General features: G+C 35.9%; 17 protein-coding genes and 1 pseudogene. All 18 read left to right on the forward strand.

Annotated features, from left to right (window positions below; translation table 11 throughout):
- The first annotated feature begins 2 nt into the window (after positions 1-2).
- The gene (locus RGT18_RS03225) at positions 3-749 is read left to right on the forward strand and encodes a phage replisome organizer N-terminal domain-containing protein (RefSeq protein ID WP_028078941.1); all 747 of its coding nucleotides are present in this window, start codon (positions 3-5) and stop codon (positions 747-749) included.
- A gap of 181 nt (positions 750-930) precedes the next feature.
- The gene (locus tag RGT18_RS03230; protein WP_028078916.1) at positions 931-1,254 is read left to right on the forward strand and encodes a hypothetical protein; all 324 of its coding nucleotides are present in this window, start codon (positions 931-933) and stop codon (positions 1,252-1,254) included.
- A gap of 73 nt (positions 1,255-1,327) precedes the next feature.
- Entirely contained in the window at positions 1,328-2,317 is a 990-nt protein-coding gene (locus RGT18_RS03235; protein WP_002838522.1) for an ORF6N domain-containing protein, read from the forward strand.
- Between the two features lie 101 nt (positions 2,318-2,418).
- A complete protein-coding gene (locus RGT18_RS03240; protein ID WP_028078917.1) occupies positions 2,419-2,604 on the forward strand; it encodes a transposon-encoded TnpW family protein in 186 nt (61 codons plus the stop codon).
- An 11-nt stretch (positions 2,605-2,615) separates the two neighbouring features.
- Positions 2,616-3,428, forward strand: a pseudogene (locus RGT18_RS03245) (VirD4-like conjugal transfer protein, CD1115 family); the annotation flags it as partial.
- 166 nt (positions 3,429-3,594) lie between these two features.
- Entirely contained in the window at positions 3,595-3,906 is a 312-nt protein-coding gene (locus RGT18_RS03250) for a single-stranded DNA-binding protein (RefSeq protein ID WP_338175167.1), read from the forward strand.
- Positions 3,907-3,909: 3 nt separating this feature from the next.
- The gene (locus tag RGT18_RS03255) at positions 3,910-4,125 is read left to right on the forward strand and encodes a Maff2 family mobile element protein (RefSeq protein WP_338175169.1); all 216 of its coding nucleotides are present in this window, start codon (positions 3,910-3,912) and stop codon (positions 4,123-4,125) included.
- Between the two features lie 19 nt (positions 4,126-4,144).
- Positions 4,145-5,008 carry a VirB6/TrbL-like conjugal transfer protein, CD1112 family gene (locus RGT18_RS03260; RefSeq protein ID WP_000466901.1) on the forward strand — a complete coding sequence of 288 codons (864 nt, stop codon included), beginning with the start codon at positions 4,145-4,147 and terminating at the stop codon, positions 5,006-5,008.
- A gap of 14 nt (positions 5,009-5,022) precedes the next feature.
- On the forward strand, positions 5,023-5,289 hold the full coding sequence (locus tag RGT18_RS03265; RefSeq protein WP_479631613.1) for a conjugal transfer protein: 267 nt from the start codon (positions 5,023-5,025) through the stop codon (positions 5,287-5,289).
- 3 nt (positions 5,290-5,292) lie between these two features.
- Positions 5,293-5,682 carry a PrgI family protein gene (locus tag RGT18_RS03270; RefSeq protein WP_000332197.1) on the forward strand — a complete coding sequence of 130 codons (390 nt, stop codon included), beginning with the start codon at positions 5,293-5,295 and terminating at the stop codon, positions 5,680-5,682.
- Positions 5,594-8,023, forward strand: coding sequence for a VirB4-like conjugal transfer ATPase, CD1110 family (locus RGT18_RS03275; RefSeq protein ID WP_338175176.1), 2,430 nt, complete (start codon positions 5,594-5,596; stop codon positions 8,021-8,023). The genes RGT18_RS03270 and RGT18_RS03275 overlap by 89 nt, the downstream gene beginning before the upstream one ends.
- A 4-nt stretch (positions 8,024-8,027) precedes the next feature.
- Positions 8,028-10,184 (forward strand): CHAP domain-containing protein, encoded by a 2,157-nt coding sequence (locus RGT18_RS03280; RefSeq protein ID WP_338175178.1) that lies wholly within the window; start codon positions 8,028-8,030, stop codon positions 10,182-10,184.
- Between the two features lie 12 nt (positions 10,185-10,196).
- Positions 10,197-10,433 carry a hypothetical protein gene (locus tag RGT18_RS03285; protein WP_002843607.1) on the forward strand — a complete coding sequence of 79 codons (237 nt, stop codon included), beginning with the start codon at positions 10,197-10,199 and terminating at the stop codon, positions 10,431-10,433.
- The gene (locus RGT18_RS03290) at positions 10,411-12,600 is read left to right on the forward strand and encodes a CD1107 family mobile element protein (RefSeq protein ID WP_338175181.1); all 2,190 of its coding nucleotides are present in this window, start codon (positions 10,411-10,413) and stop codon (positions 12,598-12,600) included. Before RGT18_RS03285 ends, RGT18_RS03290 begins: the two co-directional genes overlap by 23 nt.
- Before the next feature lie 97 nt (positions 12,601-12,697).
- Positions 12,698-14,404: a DNA topoisomerase 3 gene (locus RGT18_RS03295; RefSeq protein ID WP_010775606.1), complete on the forward strand. Its 1,707-nt coding sequence runs from the start codon at positions 12,698-12,700 to the stop codon at positions 14,402-14,404.
- A gap of 83 nt (positions 14,405-14,487) precedes the next feature.
- Positions 14,488-14,667 (forward strand): AbrB/MazE/SpoVT family DNA-binding domain-containing protein, encoded by a 180-nt coding sequence (locus RGT18_RS03300; protein WP_000655432.1) that lies wholly within the window; start codon positions 14,488-14,490, stop codon positions 14,665-14,667.
- Between the two features lie 19 nt (positions 14,668-14,686).
- On the forward strand, positions 14,687-16,114 hold the full coding sequence (locus RGT18_RS03305) for an AlbA family DNA-binding domain-containing protein (RefSeq protein ID WP_037404551.1): 1,428 nt from the start codon (positions 14,687-14,689) through the stop codon (positions 16,112-16,114).
- Positions 16,115-16,469: 355 nt separating this feature from the next.
- Entirely contained in the window at positions 16,470-17,744 is a 1,275-nt protein-coding gene (locus tag RGT18_RS03310) for an IS110 family RNA-guided transposase (protein ID WP_338175187.1), read from the forward strand.
- Positions 17,745-17,800 lie beyond the last annotated feature (56 nt).

Genomic DNA, 17,800 nt, shown 5'->3' on the forward strand with positions numbered 1-17,800 from the left:
AAATGGCAGACAACAGAAGATACTATTGGTTAAAATTGAAAGAAGATTTTTTTACAGATAAGAGAATCAAAAGGCTAAGAAAAATATCAGGAGGAGATACCTATACAATCATTTATCTTAAATTGCTTTTACTTAGCTTAAAAGATAGTGGGAAGCTGTATTATGATGGAGTAGAAACAGACTTTATCAAAGAGCTTGCCTTAACGATTGATGAAACGGAAGATGATGTAATGGTTATAGTGAACTATCTTATGGCACAAGGATTGATGGAGATAATCACAGAAAATGACGAGTATTTTTTAACAGAAATCCCAAGTCTTATAGGTTCAGAAACAGCGTCTACAAGGCGTTCGAGAAAATCGAGAGGACAAAAAGCGTTGCAATGCAACACTAATGCAACACATTGCAACCTTTTGCAACAAAATTGCAACGGAGATATAGAGAAAGAAATAGATATAGAGTTAGAAAAAGAGGGGGAGATAGAAAAAATATCCCCCGTTTTTTACGGAGAATATAAAAATGTTTCCTTAACAGATGAAGAATATGGAAAGTTAAAGGATAAAATGCAAGGTCATAGGGAGAAAATGATAGAAAAGCTTTCGACTTATATGCAAAGCACAGGAAGAAACTACAAAGACCATTATGCGACCTTAATTCATTGGTATGAACAAGATAAAGGGAAATTAAAGGAGTGTAGTAAATCAACAGTATATACCCTTGAAGATTATGACAATGGAGAACATTTATAATCTCATATAAGACGGTGGAGAGGCTTTTTTAGAGCGTTAATGGCAAAAGAGGTATCAGAATATAGCTAAGTGTGAAAACATCATGTGAGGGCTTAAAATTGCAGTATGGAAAAATCATCGTATTTATGATAAAATGACAGTGATATGATAATAAACTCAGTTATAAAGAGAGGATATATAAATGCGAATTCAATTTACAGTAAACGATGAAGAACTGAAAATTTTAACTAAAAAAGTTATAGAGGGTAATTACCCAAGTATTAGTGAATATTGTAAGTGTAGCAGTTTACAAGAAAATACAAGTTATGTTGACTTATATAATACCTTACTAAATAAAATAAGCTTTTTGCCGAAAGACAAAGAATTTGTTTTACGAGAGTTAATAGCAACACCGCCGGCTTTGATTGGCAGATGGTTTTATGAAAATGTAAATAAGGGACTTGTGAAAAATGTAGAACACATCGGAAAAGCTGAAGGTGGAGTAGAAAAATATAAAAAGATATGAGACTTATTTCAAAAAGCTACGCAGTGCGTGGCGGATTGGAAAAGATATTTAGATAATTTTGGAGGTGCATTTCATGGCAGATGAAAATAAAGAGATAGTTATTGTAGATGATAAAACTATACAAGAAAAAATATATTTCATTCGTGGACAAAAAGTAATGCTTGATGCAGATTTAGCTGAAATATATGGTTATGAAACTAAAAACTTTAATAGACAGGTAAAAAATAATATTGAAAAGTTTGAAGGCGAAGATTTTATGTTTCAATTGACCGAGAATGAGTTTGAAAACTTGAGGTGCAAAAATTTCACCTCAAGTTGGGGCGGCTCAAGGTACCTACCAAATGCCTTTACGGAACAAGGTATTTATATGCTTATGACTGTATTAAGGGGAGAACTTGCGATTAGGCAAAGCAGAGCCTTAATTAGAACATTTAAGCAGATGAAAGACTTCATTATTGAAAATCAAGATTTTATCGGTTCAAAAGAATTAGTCCAAATAGCTATTCAAACCAACCAAAACACAAATGATATTGCAGAAATAAAATCTCAAATGGCTACTAAAGAAGATTTGAAAAAAGTAATGGATAATTTTATCGATCCGGACACTTACAAGCATTTCCTTTTGATGAATGGAGATAAGATTGAAGCGGATGTTGCCTATACAAAAATATATAAGTCAGCAAAGAAAAGCATTTACGTAATAGATAACTATATAGGCTTGAAAACCTTAGAATTATTAAGAGCTGCAAAAGACAATGTTGAAATTATAGTCTTTAGCGACAATGTGAAAAATAAAGATATGCTTACAAAAAACATCCTAAATGATTTTAGAAGAGATTATCCAAATATCAACTTAAAAATGAAGGTTGCAGGCAAAAAATATCACGATAGATATATTGCAATAGACTATGGAACAGAAAATGAAGCCTTTTATCTTTGCGGAGCTTCATCAAAGGACGCAGGAAATAAAATATCAAGTATTACCAAGATAGAAGAATCCTCTAAGGATATGTATCATACAATGTTTGGTGGAATGTTAAACAATAAGAATTTGAAAATTTAATATGCAGATAACAGAATAGACAGTTATATGAGCTTTAAGCAAGGCGGTAGAAGTAAAAATCTATCGTCTTTTTTAATTGCAACAAACAGGAGGAAAACTATATGCAAGAAAATAAAAATGAACAGAATACAGGAACAAAGACGATAAAGAAAATTGGGAAAGTAACCTATGAGGTTGTTGTCCACTTTAATGAAAATGCAACGGAAACCATGCAAGACAAATTAAAAAGGATAATGCTTAGAGAAATGGAGATGAAAAAACATCAAAAAGGAGATAAAAATGATTAGAAAGTCCTTGACAAGTTGTTACAGGAAAAACGGCGAAGTCTATTCTTATTTCATGTGGTGCAAGGCTTGCTCCTTTTGATATTCAGGAGCTTAGGGACTTGATGAAAGAAGATGAACTTGAGCTTGATACTCTTGGAGATAGAAAGACAGCACTTTTTGTTATTATCTCCGATACAGATGATACTTTTAACTTTGTGGTGTCTATCATGTACTCACAGTTATTTAATCTACTTTGTGATAAGGCAGATGATGAGTATGGAGGAAGATTACCTGTTCATGTAAGGTGCTTGCTTGACGAGTTTGCAAATATCGGCTTAATCCCAAAGTTTGAGAAGCTAATTGCAACAATCCGTTCAAGAGAGATTTCAGCAAGTATTATCTTGCAGGCACAATCTCAGCTAAAGGCAATCTACAAGGACAATGCAGATACGATTGTAGGTAACTGTGATAGCACCTTGTTTCTTGGTGGAAAGGAAAAGACAACACTTAAAGAGCTATCTGAAACATTGGGGAAAGAAACCATAGACCTGTATAATACATCGGAAACACGCTCCAATGCTAATAGTTATGGACTAAATTATCAAAAGACAGGAAAAGAGCTGATGAGTCAAGATGAGATAACGGTTATGGACGGCAGTAAATGTATTTTTCAACTTCGAGGTGTAAGACCGTTTTTATCAGATAAATTTGATATTACAAAGCATAAGAATTACAAGTTACTTGAAGATTTTAATAAGAAAAATGCCTTTGATATTGAGGAATATATCAAGAGAAAAGGGAAAGCAAAATTAAATAGAGAAACGGTTATTACAAGAGTGCAGTAAGTCTAAAGAACATAGATTTGCTGCTTTTTTATTACTCAAAATAAGGAGGAAAGATGGTAAGGATAAGAAGTCCCACTAAGGAAAACTAAATAGCAAGAGTATCAGCGATTGGAAAAGAAAAAACTCCAGTCGCTTTTTTTATTGAAAAGAAAAGGAGAAATTTTTAATGAAGCAAGAAATGATTAACATCAATGCCAACTTATTGGCAGAACCAACTTTTTCAAGTTTTGACAAAGAGGGAGAAACGGTTGAAGTTGCAAACTTCACACTTGTAAAAAAGTATGGGAAAGGCAAGGAATATATCAATTGTGCAGCTTATGGTGGAAAGTCAGAAACAGCAAAAGCCTTTGAAAAAGGCGATTTGATCCATATCTTTGGATACTTTAAGAAGCGTGAAAAAGATGGAAAGACTTACAAAAACTTTGTTGTGAAGTCATACAACAAGATTGAAAAGAAAGAAGAACACGAGGAGGAATAAATTATGGAATTTTTTACACAGGCAGTAAATGTATTAAAGATTTTAGTTATGGCAGTAGGTGCAGGACTTGGAGCATGGGGCGTTATTAACCTGATGGAAGGTTATGGTAATGACAATCCGGGTGCAAAATCTCAGGGCATTAAGCAGCTTATGGCAGGAGGCGGTATTGTCCTTATCGGATTAAAGCTGATTCCGCTTCTTGCAAATATACTCAAGTAAGAAGAAAAGGAGAAATTAAATGTTTGGGATATTCGACAAGATAGAGGAGTTTTTCAAAGATCTTCTACTGGGCGGTATCCAAGCAAACTTAGAGTCCATGTTTCTTGACATCAACGATAAAGTTGGTGCGATTGCAACGGATGTGGGAAAGACACCGATGGGGTGGAACGGACAGGTTTTTAGTTTTATCAAAAGCATTAACGACTCTGTCATTATCCCCATTGCAGGGCTAATCATAACGGCAGTCCTTTGTATCGAGCTTATCAATATGGTTATGCAAAAGAACAATATGCACGATACAGATACCTTTGAATTTTTCAAGTACATCATAAAGATGTGGATTGCCGTATGGTTAGTGTCCCATGCTTTTCAGTTTTCTATGGCAGTCTTTGATGTGGCACAGCACATGGTAAATAAAGCGGCAGGGGTAATTAATACCTCTGCCGTTATCTCCGGAGATCAGATTGTAACGATGGTAGAAGGCTTAAAAGATAAAGGTCTTGGAGAGCTTGTCATGATACTCTTTGAAACCTCGCTCATAAAGGTGGCAATACAGGTCATTTCCATTGTGATTATGCTTGTGGTATACGGCAGAATGTTTGAGATTTATGTTTACTCATCCGTTTCAGCCATTCCTTTTGCCACAATGGGAAACAAAGAGTGGGGACAAATCGGAACAAACTATATCAAAGGCTTATTTGCCATAGGCTTACAAGGACTCTTTTTAATGGTTTGTCTTGGAATATACGCAGTATTAGTTAAGACAATACAGATAACAGATATACACACAAGTACCTTTACGATACTTGGATATGCGGTTTTGCTAGGGTTAATGATGCTAAAGAGCGGAACACTGGCCAAAAGCGTATTAAATGCACACTAAAAGAAAGGAAATATATGATGAACAAAAGAAAAACAGTATTGATAGCAGTAGCAGTTGGAACAGGTATTTTGGCAGTGATGGATAGAATCAGGCTTCACAGCAAAGTGAATGACTTGGAAGAAAGAACAAAGGACATCGGTCGCTGCCACAATGATTTTTGTCTAATGCAGGAAAGATATAACAGAAATACAAATGAACAGATTGCAAGTATTCAGGAAGAAATCGGCTCCGTATATGAGCATATAGAGGAGCTTTCAAAGGGTAAAGAAGATGGGAGGTAAGTTATGGCGTATGTACCTATCCCAAAAGACTTAAAGAAGGTAAAAACAAAGGTTGCATTCAACCTGACAAAAAGACAACTCATCGGTTTTACGATTGCAGGACTGATTGGAATACCAATCTATTTATTTATGCGAAAGGTTGTTCCAAATGATATAGCAGTCATCTTTCTCATTGTGTCCACTCTCCCTATATTTTTCATCACTCTTTTTGAAAAGGACGGACTTAGCTTTGAGAAATATTTTAAGTATATTTACCTTCACAAATTTTATCAGCCACAAAAAAGAGTGAGAAAGGAGGTTTACCTTGAAAGACAAAAGAAAGATTCAGCAGCTAAAGTTAGAACAAAACCAAAAGAAGTTAAGAAGTCAAAAACAGGACTTAAAGCAAAATAAGGGAAAGTCTAAAAAAGACAGGGGCGGATTACTTGACCTTATCTTTAGGAAAGAACCGAAAAGATACACTGTTGAAGATACCATTCCCTATCTTAGACTCTTAAAAAGCGGGATATGTCAGATTGATGAAAAGCATTTTAATAAGAGTATCGCCTTTGAGGATATAAACTATCAGCTTGCTTTAGAAGAAGATAGAGATTTGATTTTTAATCAGTTTGCAAATTTCCTTAATTCCTTTGATCCAAGTGTCAGCATAGAGTTTTCATATATCAATCAGCTTGGCAGAAATGAAGAAATGAAATCAGCAATTCAAATACCGGATAAAAAGGACGGGTTTGACGATATTCGCCTTGAGTTTAGAGAAATGCTGAAAAGTCAGATTGTAAAGGGAAATAACGGACTGAAAAAATCAAAGTATGTAACCTTTACAGTGGAAGCGGATAATTTAGAGCAGGCAACATCAAAACTGGAAAGACTGGAGATAGATATATTATCGAGTCTTAAAAGTATGGGAGTAAGAGCAGAAAGCCTTAACGGAGAGGAAAGGCTGAAGATACTTCATGATGTTTTAAATCCGAATAAGACCTTTGAATTTTCATATAAGGACTTAAAGAAGAAAGAAAGCACAAAGACATACATTGCTCCTGATGAATTTAACTTTACACCGTCAAGGTATTTTAAGTTTGGAAAATTTATCGGAGCAGCGAGTCATTTTCAAATCCTTGCAAGTGAGCTTTCCGACCGTATGCTTGCAGAGTTTTTGGATATAGATGACAACATCAATATCTCTTTTCATATCAAGGCAATCGAGCAGTCGGAAGCCATCAAGATGGTAAAAAGAAAAAATACCGATATTGACAAGATGAAGATTGAGGAAAACAAAAAGGCTGTAAGGTCGGGATATGATATGGACATTCTTCCAAGTGATTTAATCACCTATGGAGAAGATGTAAAAAGCCTTTTAAAAGACCTCCAGACAAGAGATGAAAGAATGTTTGTTGTAACCATTATCTTTATGAACTTTGCAAGGACAATCCAAAAGCTGGACAATACCATTTCTCAAATCAGCTCTATTGCCAATAAGCATAATTGCAAGCTAAAAAGACTTGATCACTCCCAAGAGCAGGGCTTAATCAGTGTACTTCCTCTTGGGGTAAATAAGATTGAAATTGACAGAGGACTAACCTCATCATCTACGGCAGTATTTATGCCTTTTACCACAGAGGAGCTTTTCATAAATTCGGCGAACAGTTTGTATTATGGACTAAATGCCCTAAGTCATAACCTGATTATGGCAGATAGAAAGAAACTGAAAAACCCAAACGGTCTAATTCTCGGAACTCCGGGAAGTGGTAAGTCCTTTAGTGCAAAAAGAGAAATGGCAAATGCCATTCTTACAACGGATGATGATGTGATTATCTGCGATCCGGAAGGCGAGTACGGAAACCTTGTGCGTCAGTTTAAAGGAGAAGTCATAAAGGTTAGCAGTAAGTCAAAAGACTATCTAAATCCCCTTGACATCAATATGAACTATGGCGATGGGGACGCACCACTGAAAGATAAGGCAAACTTCATTATGTCTATGCTTGAGCTTGTAGTTGGTGGTAGTGGACTTACGGCAGAAGAAAAGTCGGTTATAGATAGATGCCTACCTAAGATTTACGAAAAGTATTTTGAAAATCCAGAACCTTGTAATATGCCTATACTTCAAGACCTATACGATATGTTAAAAGGACAGGAAGAAAAAGTTGGTAAAAAGCTGGCAACGGAAATGGAGATTTATGTAACAGGCTCTCTTAATGTATTTAACCATCAGTCCAATGTGGACTTAAATAAGCAGCTTCTTTGTTTTGATATTAAGGAGCTTGGAAGTCAGCTTAAAAAAATCGGAATGCTTGTTATTCAGGATCAGGTATGGAACAAAGTATCGCAAAACAGAGGAAATAAGTCTACAAGGTACTATATCGACGAGTTTCACTTATTGTTAAAAGACGAGCAGACAGCTTCCTATTCCGTAGAGATTTGGAAAAGATTTCGTAAGTGGGGAGGAATTCCGACAGGAATTACACAGAATGTCAAAGACCTACTGATGAGTAAGGAAATTGAAAATATCTTTGATAATACGGACTTTGTTTTAATGCTTAATCAAGCTTCAGGCGATAGAGAAATTTTAGCAAGGAAACTTAAAATCTCACAGCCACAGCTAAAATATGTAACCAATTCCAATGCAGGAGAAGGACTTTTGTTCTTTGGAAATACCATTGTTCCTTTCCTTGATAAATTCCCGAAAGACACAATCCTTTATCAGAAGATGACAACCAAGCCTGAAGAAGTGAGGTAGGCTTATGGGAAAGAAACTGAAAAAGGACTTTAAGGAAAGGCAAAGGGCAAGGATAGAAAAGGAAACACTGAAAAGTAATATGAGCATTGAGCCTGAAGAAAATAAGCTAAAGCATAACGATGATTACAGAGGGAAAATCGTCCATGACAAAGACCGATTTCAAGATAAGGTGCATGAGAAAACAAGCAAAATGACCTCTGACATTGAACCGATTAGAGGTGCTTCCAAAAGAAATGCAAGGTATAGAGCTTCCGATAAGGATAGCATAGCTTCTGTAACTGAAACTGGAGGTGTAAGTCAAAAAGAAATCGGAAAAGCGGATTATGATACTGAGGTTAAGGACGGAAAAATCTATGATCCTTTAGGAAAAGACCTTGATAATGACGGAATCATAGATAGATATGACAATGACTTTAGGGACAGCGACTATTTTGAGTCAACTTATGATGTGGATGATAATCTCCATAAAAAAGATGAGTTTATTGGAAGTTCCTCTAAAAGTTATGAGGCTAAAAAGAGAAAGTATAAGAGAAAAAACTACACCGAAAGCCTTTATACAAGAAAAAAAGAAGATGTATCAAAGGAAAATAAGACTGAAGGTAAAAAGGCGGGAACAGATGCTGTCAGCGAAAAAGTTCATAGCAGCCTTTCTAAAGAGCAGAAGAAAAAGCTAAAGAAAGATATGGTAAAAGTATCTGCCCTTTCAGGACTTGCCAAAGGAAGTGAAACCGTAAGAGATTACTTATCCCATGGAAGCGATGAAAACAAAGGGGTAGAGGCAGGAGAAAAGACAGCCGATGCAAGCTCAAAGCTCATTCATGGCATTAAGAACTACTCGGATAAGAAAAAAGCAAAAAAAGGATATGACCTTACGAATAAGGACTATAAAATCAGAAAGCGAAAATCCAAATTGGAGTTTCGAGATGCCAAAGAGGAGCTAAAAAAGACACAGGAGTATCAAAAAGCAAATAACTTTAAGCGATTTCAAAAGCGAAAGCAGATGAAAGATTCCATTAAAAGGCAGAATAAGTCAAGGCTTAGAGATCGCATTAAGGAAGGGCTTATAGGAAGTCTTAAAAGTTCAAAGGAAGTTATATTAAGAAAAGCGAAGGGACTTATGATTATTTTCATAGGTCTTATTATTTTGGGAACTTTCTTTATCAACTTTGCAGGAACGGGAATGACAGGCTTTATGAACTCCACAAGTTCTGTTCTTACAACAAGCTATTTGTCAAAGCCAAATGTCCTAAATGAAATCAATCAGAACTTTTCCGCTATGGAAAGTGAGCTTCAAAACGAGGTTGATCATGTCAAAGAGAATTATCCCGGATATGACGAGTACATCCTAAATAACACAGAGTACATCGGGCATAATGTACATGAGCTTTTATCCTACATTACATCAAGGTGCGGAGAAGTAAAGAATGTATCGGAAGTAAGCTCTGTATTAAATGAGCTTTTTAAGTCCATGTATGACCTTGAGTATAAGGAAGAAGTAGAAATCAGATACAGGACAGTTACAGAAACCTATACCGATGAAGATGGAAATGAATATACCGAAAGCCATGAAGAACCTTACGAGTACAAGAAACTCATTGTAACCCTTCATAAAAGGGAAATGGACAGCATTATAAAGGAAGTCTTTGCAAACTATCCTGACAATCTGAAACACTATGAAGCTTTATTCCTTGCTCAAGGCAATATGGGAGAAGCCTTTGGTAATAGCGACCTTATTGCTTCCAATGGAGGTATCGGAGGTGGAAAAGAATATGAAGCTTCTACGGAAGTTCAAAAGAAGATTGTAAATGCTGCATACATTACGCCATCTCCGGGTGCAGGCTGGTGTGCTATGTGGGTATCGCAGGTTTATCAAAATGCAGGACTTGGATATATCGGAGGAAATGCCTGTGATATGTACCGAAACCACACCTTTACATCAGATAAATCAAAACTCAAGGTAGGAATGCTTATTGCAGTTGAAAGTAGTAGTAGTGGAAGCAGTGCAGGACTTACCTATGGTCATGTAGGCATTTATATAGGCGATGGCAAGGTAATAGATAATATCGGTCGAATCAGAGTAACAACTTTAGATGATTGGATAGCGTCTTTCTGCAAGCACCATCCAGTAGGCTTCGGCTTTCCGCCAAATGTAAACAGATAAGGAGGACACAATTTGAAAAAAGAACTGACAGCAGTAAAAAACAGAATAAAGAAGTTAAAAGATAAAAAGGCTCTAATTGATGAAGAATTGGAGCCTTTGTTCATTCGTGAGGAAGAACTTGAAAACGAAGAAATTATTGCCATTTGCAGAAAGAACAACATTACAATCAGTGATTTAATGGCAAAAGTAAACAGAGAAAAAGCAGAAATGAAAAAGGAGAAAACAAATGAAAACCAGTTTGAAAAATAAAAGAATTACAGCCATTGTTGTAGCTTTTACCCTGTTAATGGGTGGAGTTTTAGGGGTGTTAAAAGTTGGTGCAAAGACAGTGTTTGCGTCAAATGAACCGCCTGAAAAATATGAAACATATTATGAACTGAAATTTGAGGATCATACTTCAGATGACACCTTTAGAGGATTTTATCATCTCGGAAAAGGAAATAAGGAAGGTCAGCCATTGAACTTTAAATTTTTCTTATCAAAATCCTTTGAAGAAAAGGGCGGTGTAGTTCTCGATAAGTATAATGAAACCTTTACCAATGAGAATATGGACAAGGTAAATCAGTTAGATGATCTAAGATATATGACAAAGAAAACTTATCCATATTATCGAATTCATAATGTAGGGACAGGTGCTTTTACAAGTATCGTTTCTCCAAGAGATAAAGATAATTACTATATTGGAGATATTACAGAAAATGCAGAAGAACGAACTGTAAAAGGAAAGAAAGCAAATGTCATTGTCTATACCTGCCCTGTTCTACAGTTAAATAGAAATATTGAGAAAGTAACGGTTGATTATGAGGGAGAGCTTAAAGAGGAAACAAAGAACGCTATTATTGGCAGAGTAAAGGAAGCAAATCCCAATATCAACAATGTAAAAGAAATTAAGATTGTTAAAGACAAGCTGATTATTGAAACATGGAACAGATTTCATACCGGTGTACCCTACCTTGAATTACCTTTAGAGGATTTATATAAGAGAGTATCGAATGCGTCAACTCAAACAGACAATAAGGATACAAAGGATCAGGAAAGTCAGACAAAAAGTGAAGTAAAGGTCAAATATCAATATCAGGATGGAAAGGTATATAAGGAGTATTCAGCTTATTTTGATAAAAATCAGGTGATTGACGCTTCTGATCTTGAAATGCTTCCTGATAACATGAGCTTTAATGACAATTTTGTAAGCTACAAAGTAAAATGTGATGGAAGCGATAGTATTATCCGAATTGTAAAAAAGTTAGAAAGTAATGCTCAGACGCAGACGGAAAAGCAAAAAACAGAAGATAAGGGAACTCAAACAGAGCTTAGCAAAGATGATATTTCCAAAATGGAAAAGGAATCTAAGGAACTTCAGGAAAAACTTGATAAGCTAAGTCAGGAGATTAAGGACAAGGATAAATTAAGCGACAAGCAAAAGGAGAAAATCAAAGACCTTGAGGAAAAAATAGATAAGCTGAAGGAAAAACTTGAAAAGGGCAAAGACGATAAGGACTTATCGGCGGATATGAAAAAGGAGATAGACAAGCTAACTGAGAAAATTAAGGAGCTTGAGAAAAAGACGAATGAGGTTGGCAAGGCTACAGTTACGCATAATCCTACTGTAACACCAATCAGCCCTATCTCCGGAATGAAAACAGGAACAGGAAACTTTCCTCAAACATCTGTAAGTGATACGGGTAAAGGCTCATCATCACAGGATAATACAGGAAAGATTACAAAGGACACAAATGTTGACAAGACCGATGGAAAAGAAAAAGAAGTTCGTTATCCCAATAAGCTGACACCGAAACAGCCTGCCAATAACAGCGGTCAGGATTCCTCTATGGATGGTTCAAGTAAGAATGTAAATACCAATAAAGGAGTTGCTTCTGCTCCATCAAAGGCACGAGGAACTGTTACGGAAAATAAGGATAATGCGAACAAGGATTATCCGATTCATCATGGAGATAGCAGTGATAAGAAAGAAACGGACATGTATTCAGCGGACGCAAGACAGTTTGTTACCTTTACTACTAAGAATGGCAAGACTTTCCATCTAATCATCAATCACGATGAGGATAGCGAGAATGTCATGCTCCTAACAGAAGTATCAGAAGATGATCTTCTCAATATGGTTGAAAAGAAAGAAGCTCCGAAACAGGAAATTAAAAAGGAAGAACCTGAAAAAGAAGAACCTAAGCCAGTAAAAAAGGAAGAAAGCAGCAATATGGGAACTTACTTAATTCTCATTCTTGTAGTAGCAGGAGCATTAGGGGCAGGATATTATTTCAAGGTCATTAAGAAAAAAGAAGATAAGGAGCTTGAAGGCTTTGAGGAGGAAGATGATGATTTCTTTTCGGAGGCAGAAGAAAGTGAAAATGAAGTAGATGAAGCAGAAACAGAAGATAAAGAGGCTGATGAGGTAGAATGAGTTTGCACCCAAAACTATACAATATTTGGTGCAAAACACAGGGCGAGAGAGTAAAATCTTTCGCCCTTTTATATTGAAAACAGGAGGAAAAATATAGATGAAACTTGTAATTGCTGAAAAGCCAAGTGTTGCAATTTCTATTGCAAAAGTAATTGGAGCTACAAAAAAGAAAGACGGATATTATGAAGGAAACGGATATAAGGTAAGCTGGTGTGTTGGACATTTAATTCAAATGGCAAATCCTGATAGTTATGATGAAAAATATGCGAAGTGGAATATGGCGGATTTACCGATTATTCCAAAGGAATATAAGTATGAGATTGCAAAGTCCACAAAGAAACAATTTACGATTCTTAAAAAGCTAATGAATGATAAGGACATAGATATTGTGATAAATGCCTGCGATGCAGGACGTGAAGGAGAAGCCATCTTTAGGCTTGTATATAATCAGGCAAATTGTAAAAAGAAGATGAAACGCCTTTGGATTTCATCAATGGAAGATAGTGCAATTAAAGAGGGCTTTGATAACCTAAAAGATGGAAGTTCTTACGATAATCTGTTTGAGTCTGCACAAGCAAGGGCAATAGCAGATTGGCTTGTGGGAATGAATTTAAGCAGACTGTATTCGTGCCTATATAAACAGAGTTATTCTGTTGGGAGGGTACAAACACCAACTCTTGCAATGATTGTAAATAGAGATGATGAGATAGCAAATTTTAAGAAAGAAAAATATTATACATTGGAATTAAGTCTTAATGGCTTTACACTATCAACAGATAGAATTGATGATGAAATAACAGCGGAACAGCTCTTAAATTTAGTAGGCGATAAGATAGAAATTACCGATGTTATTCAAAAGGAAAAGATAACAAAGCCTGAGCTGCCATTTGACCTTACAACGCTTCAAAGAGAGTGCAATAAGTATTTTGGATATAGTGCAAAGCAGACATTAGATTATGCTCAAAGCCTCTATGAGAAGAAACTTATCACATATCCTCGAACAGACAGCAGATGCTTAACGGAAGATATGATTGTAAGTACGGTTAATAACATTTTAGGGAAAAATGATTTTGATACAGAGCGTATCAAGACGGTATTTAACTCTAAAAAGGTTACAGACCATCATGCGATTATACCGACAGCAAGCAGTATGAATGAGGACTTAACTTCTCTTCCGGAAAGTGAATTGAAGGTATATGAACTTATTTTAAATAAGCTACATGCAAGTGTAGGCTATCCTTTAATTGAGAATACAACGAAGATTGTGGCTGAATTTGATGGATTTGAATTTACAAGCAGTGGCAAGGTGATTGTAGATGAAGGCTTTACCAAATACCTAAACGAATATGTAAAAAAGAAAAATGAAGATACAGTGCTTCCGGATGTAAAGATTGGTGATAGTCTTGATATTAAAGATAAAGAGATAAAAGAAAAATACACATCATCGCCTAAACATTTTACGGAAGATCTTCTCCTAAAGGCTATGGAGCTTGCAGGAAATGACGCATTGGAAAAAGGTGTAGAAGTTGAGCGAAAAGGACTTGGAACACCTGCAACAAGAGCAGGGATTATTGAAAATCTGATTTTCAAGGGATTTGTAGAAAGAGATAAAAAGAACCTTATTGCCACACATAAGGGAATAAGTCTTGTAACGATTGTAGCCGATACTTTTAAATCAGCAGAAACAACCGCAAAGTGGGAAATGGAGTTATCGGATATTGCAAAGGGAAAATCTTCAAAGGAAAAATTTTTAAAAGCGATTGAAAATGAGATAAAAGAAGTGGTTTCAACTTATATCAAGTAAGATGGCACTAATTTCAAGGTGGAAAAAATGCCCTAAAAATGCTATAATCTTTTGTAGGAAAAGTAGGGGGAAAGGAAACGGGTATGAAAGATACATTTATGGATACTGCAAAAGTTATGTCAAAAGGGCAGGTTACTATTCCGAAAAGGATAAGAGAACTTTTGGACTTACAAAATGGAGATTATGTTACTTTTGTAGTTAATAACGATAAAGTGCAAATTCAAAACTCCAAAATTTTTATTGAAGAAAATATTGATAAATAAAGGTGGTGAAATAACAAAGATGACGATAGATGAAATAAAAAAGTTAATTCAAAACGGAGAAAAGATAGATGTTGAATTTAAAGAATCAAGGAATGCTTTAACCAAAGATGTCTTTGATACAGTATGCTCTTTCAACAATAGAAATGGAGGACATATTTTACTTGGTGTAAATGATAAAAGAGATATTGTTGGTGTTAGTGAAGATAAAGTGGATAAGGTTATTAAAGAATTTACAACATCTATCAACAATTCGCAGAAGATGTACCCACCACTTTATTTATTACCGGAAGTATTTGAGATTGACAGTAAAAAAGTCATTTATATCCGAGTGCCTGAAGGATATCAGGTATGCAGGCATAATGGAAGAATATGGGACAGGTCTTATGAAGGAGACATCAATATCACAGACCATGCAGAACTTGTCTATAAGCTATATGCGAGGAAACAGGGAAGCTATTTTGTGAATAAGGTGTATCCAAACCTCGATATGGAATTTCTTGATACTGATGTTATTGATAAAGCCAAGAGAATGGCAGTAGCAAGAAATAAAAATCATGTCTGGGAAAATATGAGTTATGAGGAACTGCTCCGAAGTGCAAATCTCATTCTGACAGATCCTGAAACAAAGCATGAGGGCATTACATTAGCGGCAATTTTGCTATTTGGAAAAGACAACTCTATTATGTCAGTTCTCCCACAGCATAAAACTGATGCAATATTTAGAGTTGAAAACAAGGATAGGTATGACGATAGAGATGTTGTCATAACAAATCTGATTGATAGCTACGATAGGCTTATTGCGTTTGGACAGAAGCATTTGAATGACTTATTTGTCTTAGACGGAATTGTAAATGTCAATGCAAGGGATAGAATACTTAGAGAAATTGTTTCTAATACATTGGCTCACAGAGATTATTCAAGTGGTTTCCCTGCAAAAATGATTATTGACGATGAGAAGATTATGATTGAAAACAGTAACTTAGCTCATGGCATGGGAGCATTGGATTTACAAAAGTTTGAACCTTTTCCTAAAAATCCGGCTATTTCAAAAGTATTTAGAGAAATAGGACTTGCTGATGAGCTTGGTTCAGGTATGAGAAACACCTATAAATATACAAGGCTATATTCAGGTGTTGATCCTCTGTTTGAGGAGGGAGATATATTTAGAACGATTATTCCTTTGAAGAAAATAGCGACTCAAAAAGTTGGAGGAAGCGGTGTCGCTCAGGATGTCGCTCACAGTGTCGCTCAGGATGTCGCTCACGATAAGATAGCTCTTGCAGAGTTTATAAAAGAAAAAATAAGAGGAAACAACAAGATTACAAGAAAAGCAATTGCAGATGAAGCTGGAGTTAGTGTAAAGACTATAGAAAGAACCATTAAAGAAATGGATAATCTACAATATGTAGGAAGTGGAAGTAATGGTCATTGGGAACTGAATGAATAGCAGTAAGTTGTAGCACACAGAATTTAAAGGTGATTAGAGTAAAATCTAACCGCCTTTTTCTATTATGAAATCAGGAATAATCTAGTCCTGATCATAGAGAAAAAACTTCAGAAGAAGAATATGATATAGAGGTCAGGGACACTAGAATGTTTCTGGCCTTTCTCGTACAGGCATGTATGGGAATTGGTCTGGGTAAAGTGAGAACGTGCCATCTTTTAGACCATTGATATCATTGAGTCCGTCATAAAAAGCGTTCTGCTTCCCTCCTATATTCTTAGGCTGCTTTATCAAGATGACAATCCAGGAAACAGTTAGATATGTCGTATATAAGCCAGAAAAATAGTCGGATGTGGGGATGGGGAAGTTTACCAAGACATTATGCATATCAGAAAGAAAGGAGTATTCCATCATGGAAGGACCAATCATTACAGTGGATGTATCAAAGGGTTCCTGTCACTACCAGCCCTTCATAGAGAATGGACATCCAATGCGAAAACCAAAGCAGCTTTCAGCTACGATCGATGGTTTCCAGAAATTAGGGCAAACTATCAAAGACCTTGAAGCTAAGACAGAACGAGAAGATATACCAGTTATCTTTGAGGCTACAGGTGTCTATCATCGACCACTACAAAAATATCTTGAAGACCACAAGATAAGGTACTACATCATTTCTCCATTATTATCTGCGACCTATCGCAAGACCTCCCTACATAGTAATAAGACAGACGCATTAGACTGTGCATATATCGCAAAAGCGTACTATTGTGAGAAGGAACTAAGACAATATCAAGCACAACCACAAGAGTACAAAAGACTCTATCAATTGAGCCGTATATATGAAAGTGAGTTGGTTCATCTTCGGAAACGCAAAGTGAGTTTGAGATCCATGCTGGATATCATATATCCAAGGATTGATAAGACCTTTAAAGGGAATCAAAATCTGTATGATCCACTCCCAATGGAGATATTAAAAAGATATCCTCATCCATCCTTACTATTGGGCCATAGAGAGGATACCATCGTTAAGACCGTTGGGCATCGTACAGGTCATTTAAAAGGATATACAGAAAGAATCGTACATAAGATTTACGAGAAGGCAAAGGAGTGCTATTCAGGATGTGATATCGATGATATAGAAGTAGTCAAATTGCCAAGCTTGATAGAGAACGTGCAGGAACAGAAGAAAAAATGCGATTCACTATTGAAGGAAATGATAGAGATAGCACGAACATGTCCTTATTTTGCATCTGTTGTTAGTATTGTTGGAATCGGAGAGAATCTGGCAGCCCGTATCATAGCAGAGCTTGGAGATGTAAGCCGATTTGATAACAGAGCGGCTATCGTGGCATATGCAGGCTTGAATCCAAAGATACAACAATCCGGAGATATTGATGGACTGCATCTCAAGATATCAAAGAAAGGCAATAAGCATTTGCGATGCCTTTTATACCTTGGTGCACAATGTAATTATCGATTGCGCAAAGAAGATCCACTATATGAATTCACCAAAAAGAAAAGACAGCAGACCCAATGCCCATTGTCGTCTAAAGCTGCCTATACTGCTAGTGCTCATAAATTACTGGTCATAATCTATAGCCTATGTAAGAATGGTACTCTATATCATTCTTAGCAACAGTATAAACCTAATCTAGCAAAATGGGAGATATAATTTCTCTTGTTTTAATA

It is taken from the genome of Solobacterium moorei, assembly GCF_036323475.1.
Taxonomy (GTDB): domain Bacteria; phylum Bacillota_I; class Bacilli_A; order Erysipelotrichales; family Erysipelotrichaceae; genus Bulleidia; species Bulleidia moorei.

Excerpts from the sequence above, each read along its gene's own strand:
- RGT18_RS03225 (WP_028078941.1), top strand. The coding sequence starts at position 3 with ATGGCAGACAACAGAAGATACTATTGGTTAAAATTGAAAGAAGATTTT.
- RGT18_RS03230 (WP_028078916.1), top strand. The coding sequence starts at position 931 with ATGCGAATTCAATTTACAGTAAACGATGAAGAACTGAAAATTTTAACT.
- RGT18_RS03235 (WP_002838522.1), top strand. The coding sequence starts at position 1,328 with ATGGCAGATGAAAATAAAGAGATAGTTATTGTAGATGATAAAACTATA.
- RGT18_RS03240 (WP_028078917.1), top strand. The coding sequence starts at position 2,419 with ATGCAAGAAAATAAAAATGAACAGAATACAGGAACAAAGACGATAAAG.
- RGT18_RS03250 (WP_338175167.1), top strand. The coding sequence starts at position 3,595 with ATGAAGCAAGAAATGATTAACATCAATGCCAACTTATTGGCAGAACCA.
- RGT18_RS03255 (WP_338175169.1), top strand. The coding sequence starts at position 3,910 with ATGGAATTTTTTACACAGGCAGTAAATGTATTAAAGATTTTAGTTATG.
- RGT18_RS03260 (WP_000466901.1), top strand. The coding sequence starts at position 4,145 with ATGTTTGGGATATTCGACAAGATAGAGGAGTTTTTCAAAGATCTTCTA.
- RGT18_RS03265 (WP_479631613.1), top strand. The coding sequence starts at position 5,023 with ATGATGAACAAAAGAAAAACAGTATTGATAGCAGTAGCAGTTGGAACA.
- RGT18_RS03270 (WP_000332197.1), top strand. The coding sequence starts at position 5,293 with ATGGCGTATGTACCTATCCCAAAAGACTTAAAGAAGGTAAAAACAAAG.
- RGT18_RS03280 (WP_338175178.1), top strand. The coding sequence starts at position 8,028 with ATGGGAAAGAAACTGAAAAAGGACTTTAAGGAAAGGCAAAGGGCAAGG.
- RGT18_RS03290 (WP_338175181.1), top strand. The coding sequence starts at position 10,411 with ATGAAAACCAGTTTGAAAAATAAAAGAATTACAGCCATTGTTGTAGCT.
- RGT18_RS03295 (WP_010775606.1), top strand. The coding sequence starts at position 12,698 with ATGAAACTTGTAATTGCTGAAAAGCCAAGTGTTGCAATTTCTATTGCA.
- RGT18_RS03300 (WP_000655432.1), top strand. The coding sequence starts at position 14,488 with ATGAAAGATACATTTATGGATACTGCAAAAGTTATGTCAAAAGGGCAG.
- RGT18_RS03305 (WP_037404551.1), top strand. The coding sequence starts at position 14,687 with ATGACGATAGATGAAATAAAAAAGTTAATTCAAAACGGAGAAAAGATA.
- RGT18_RS03310 (WP_338175187.1), top strand. The coding sequence starts at position 16,470 with ATGGGGAAGTTTACCAAGACATTATGCATATCAGAAAGAAAGGAGTAT.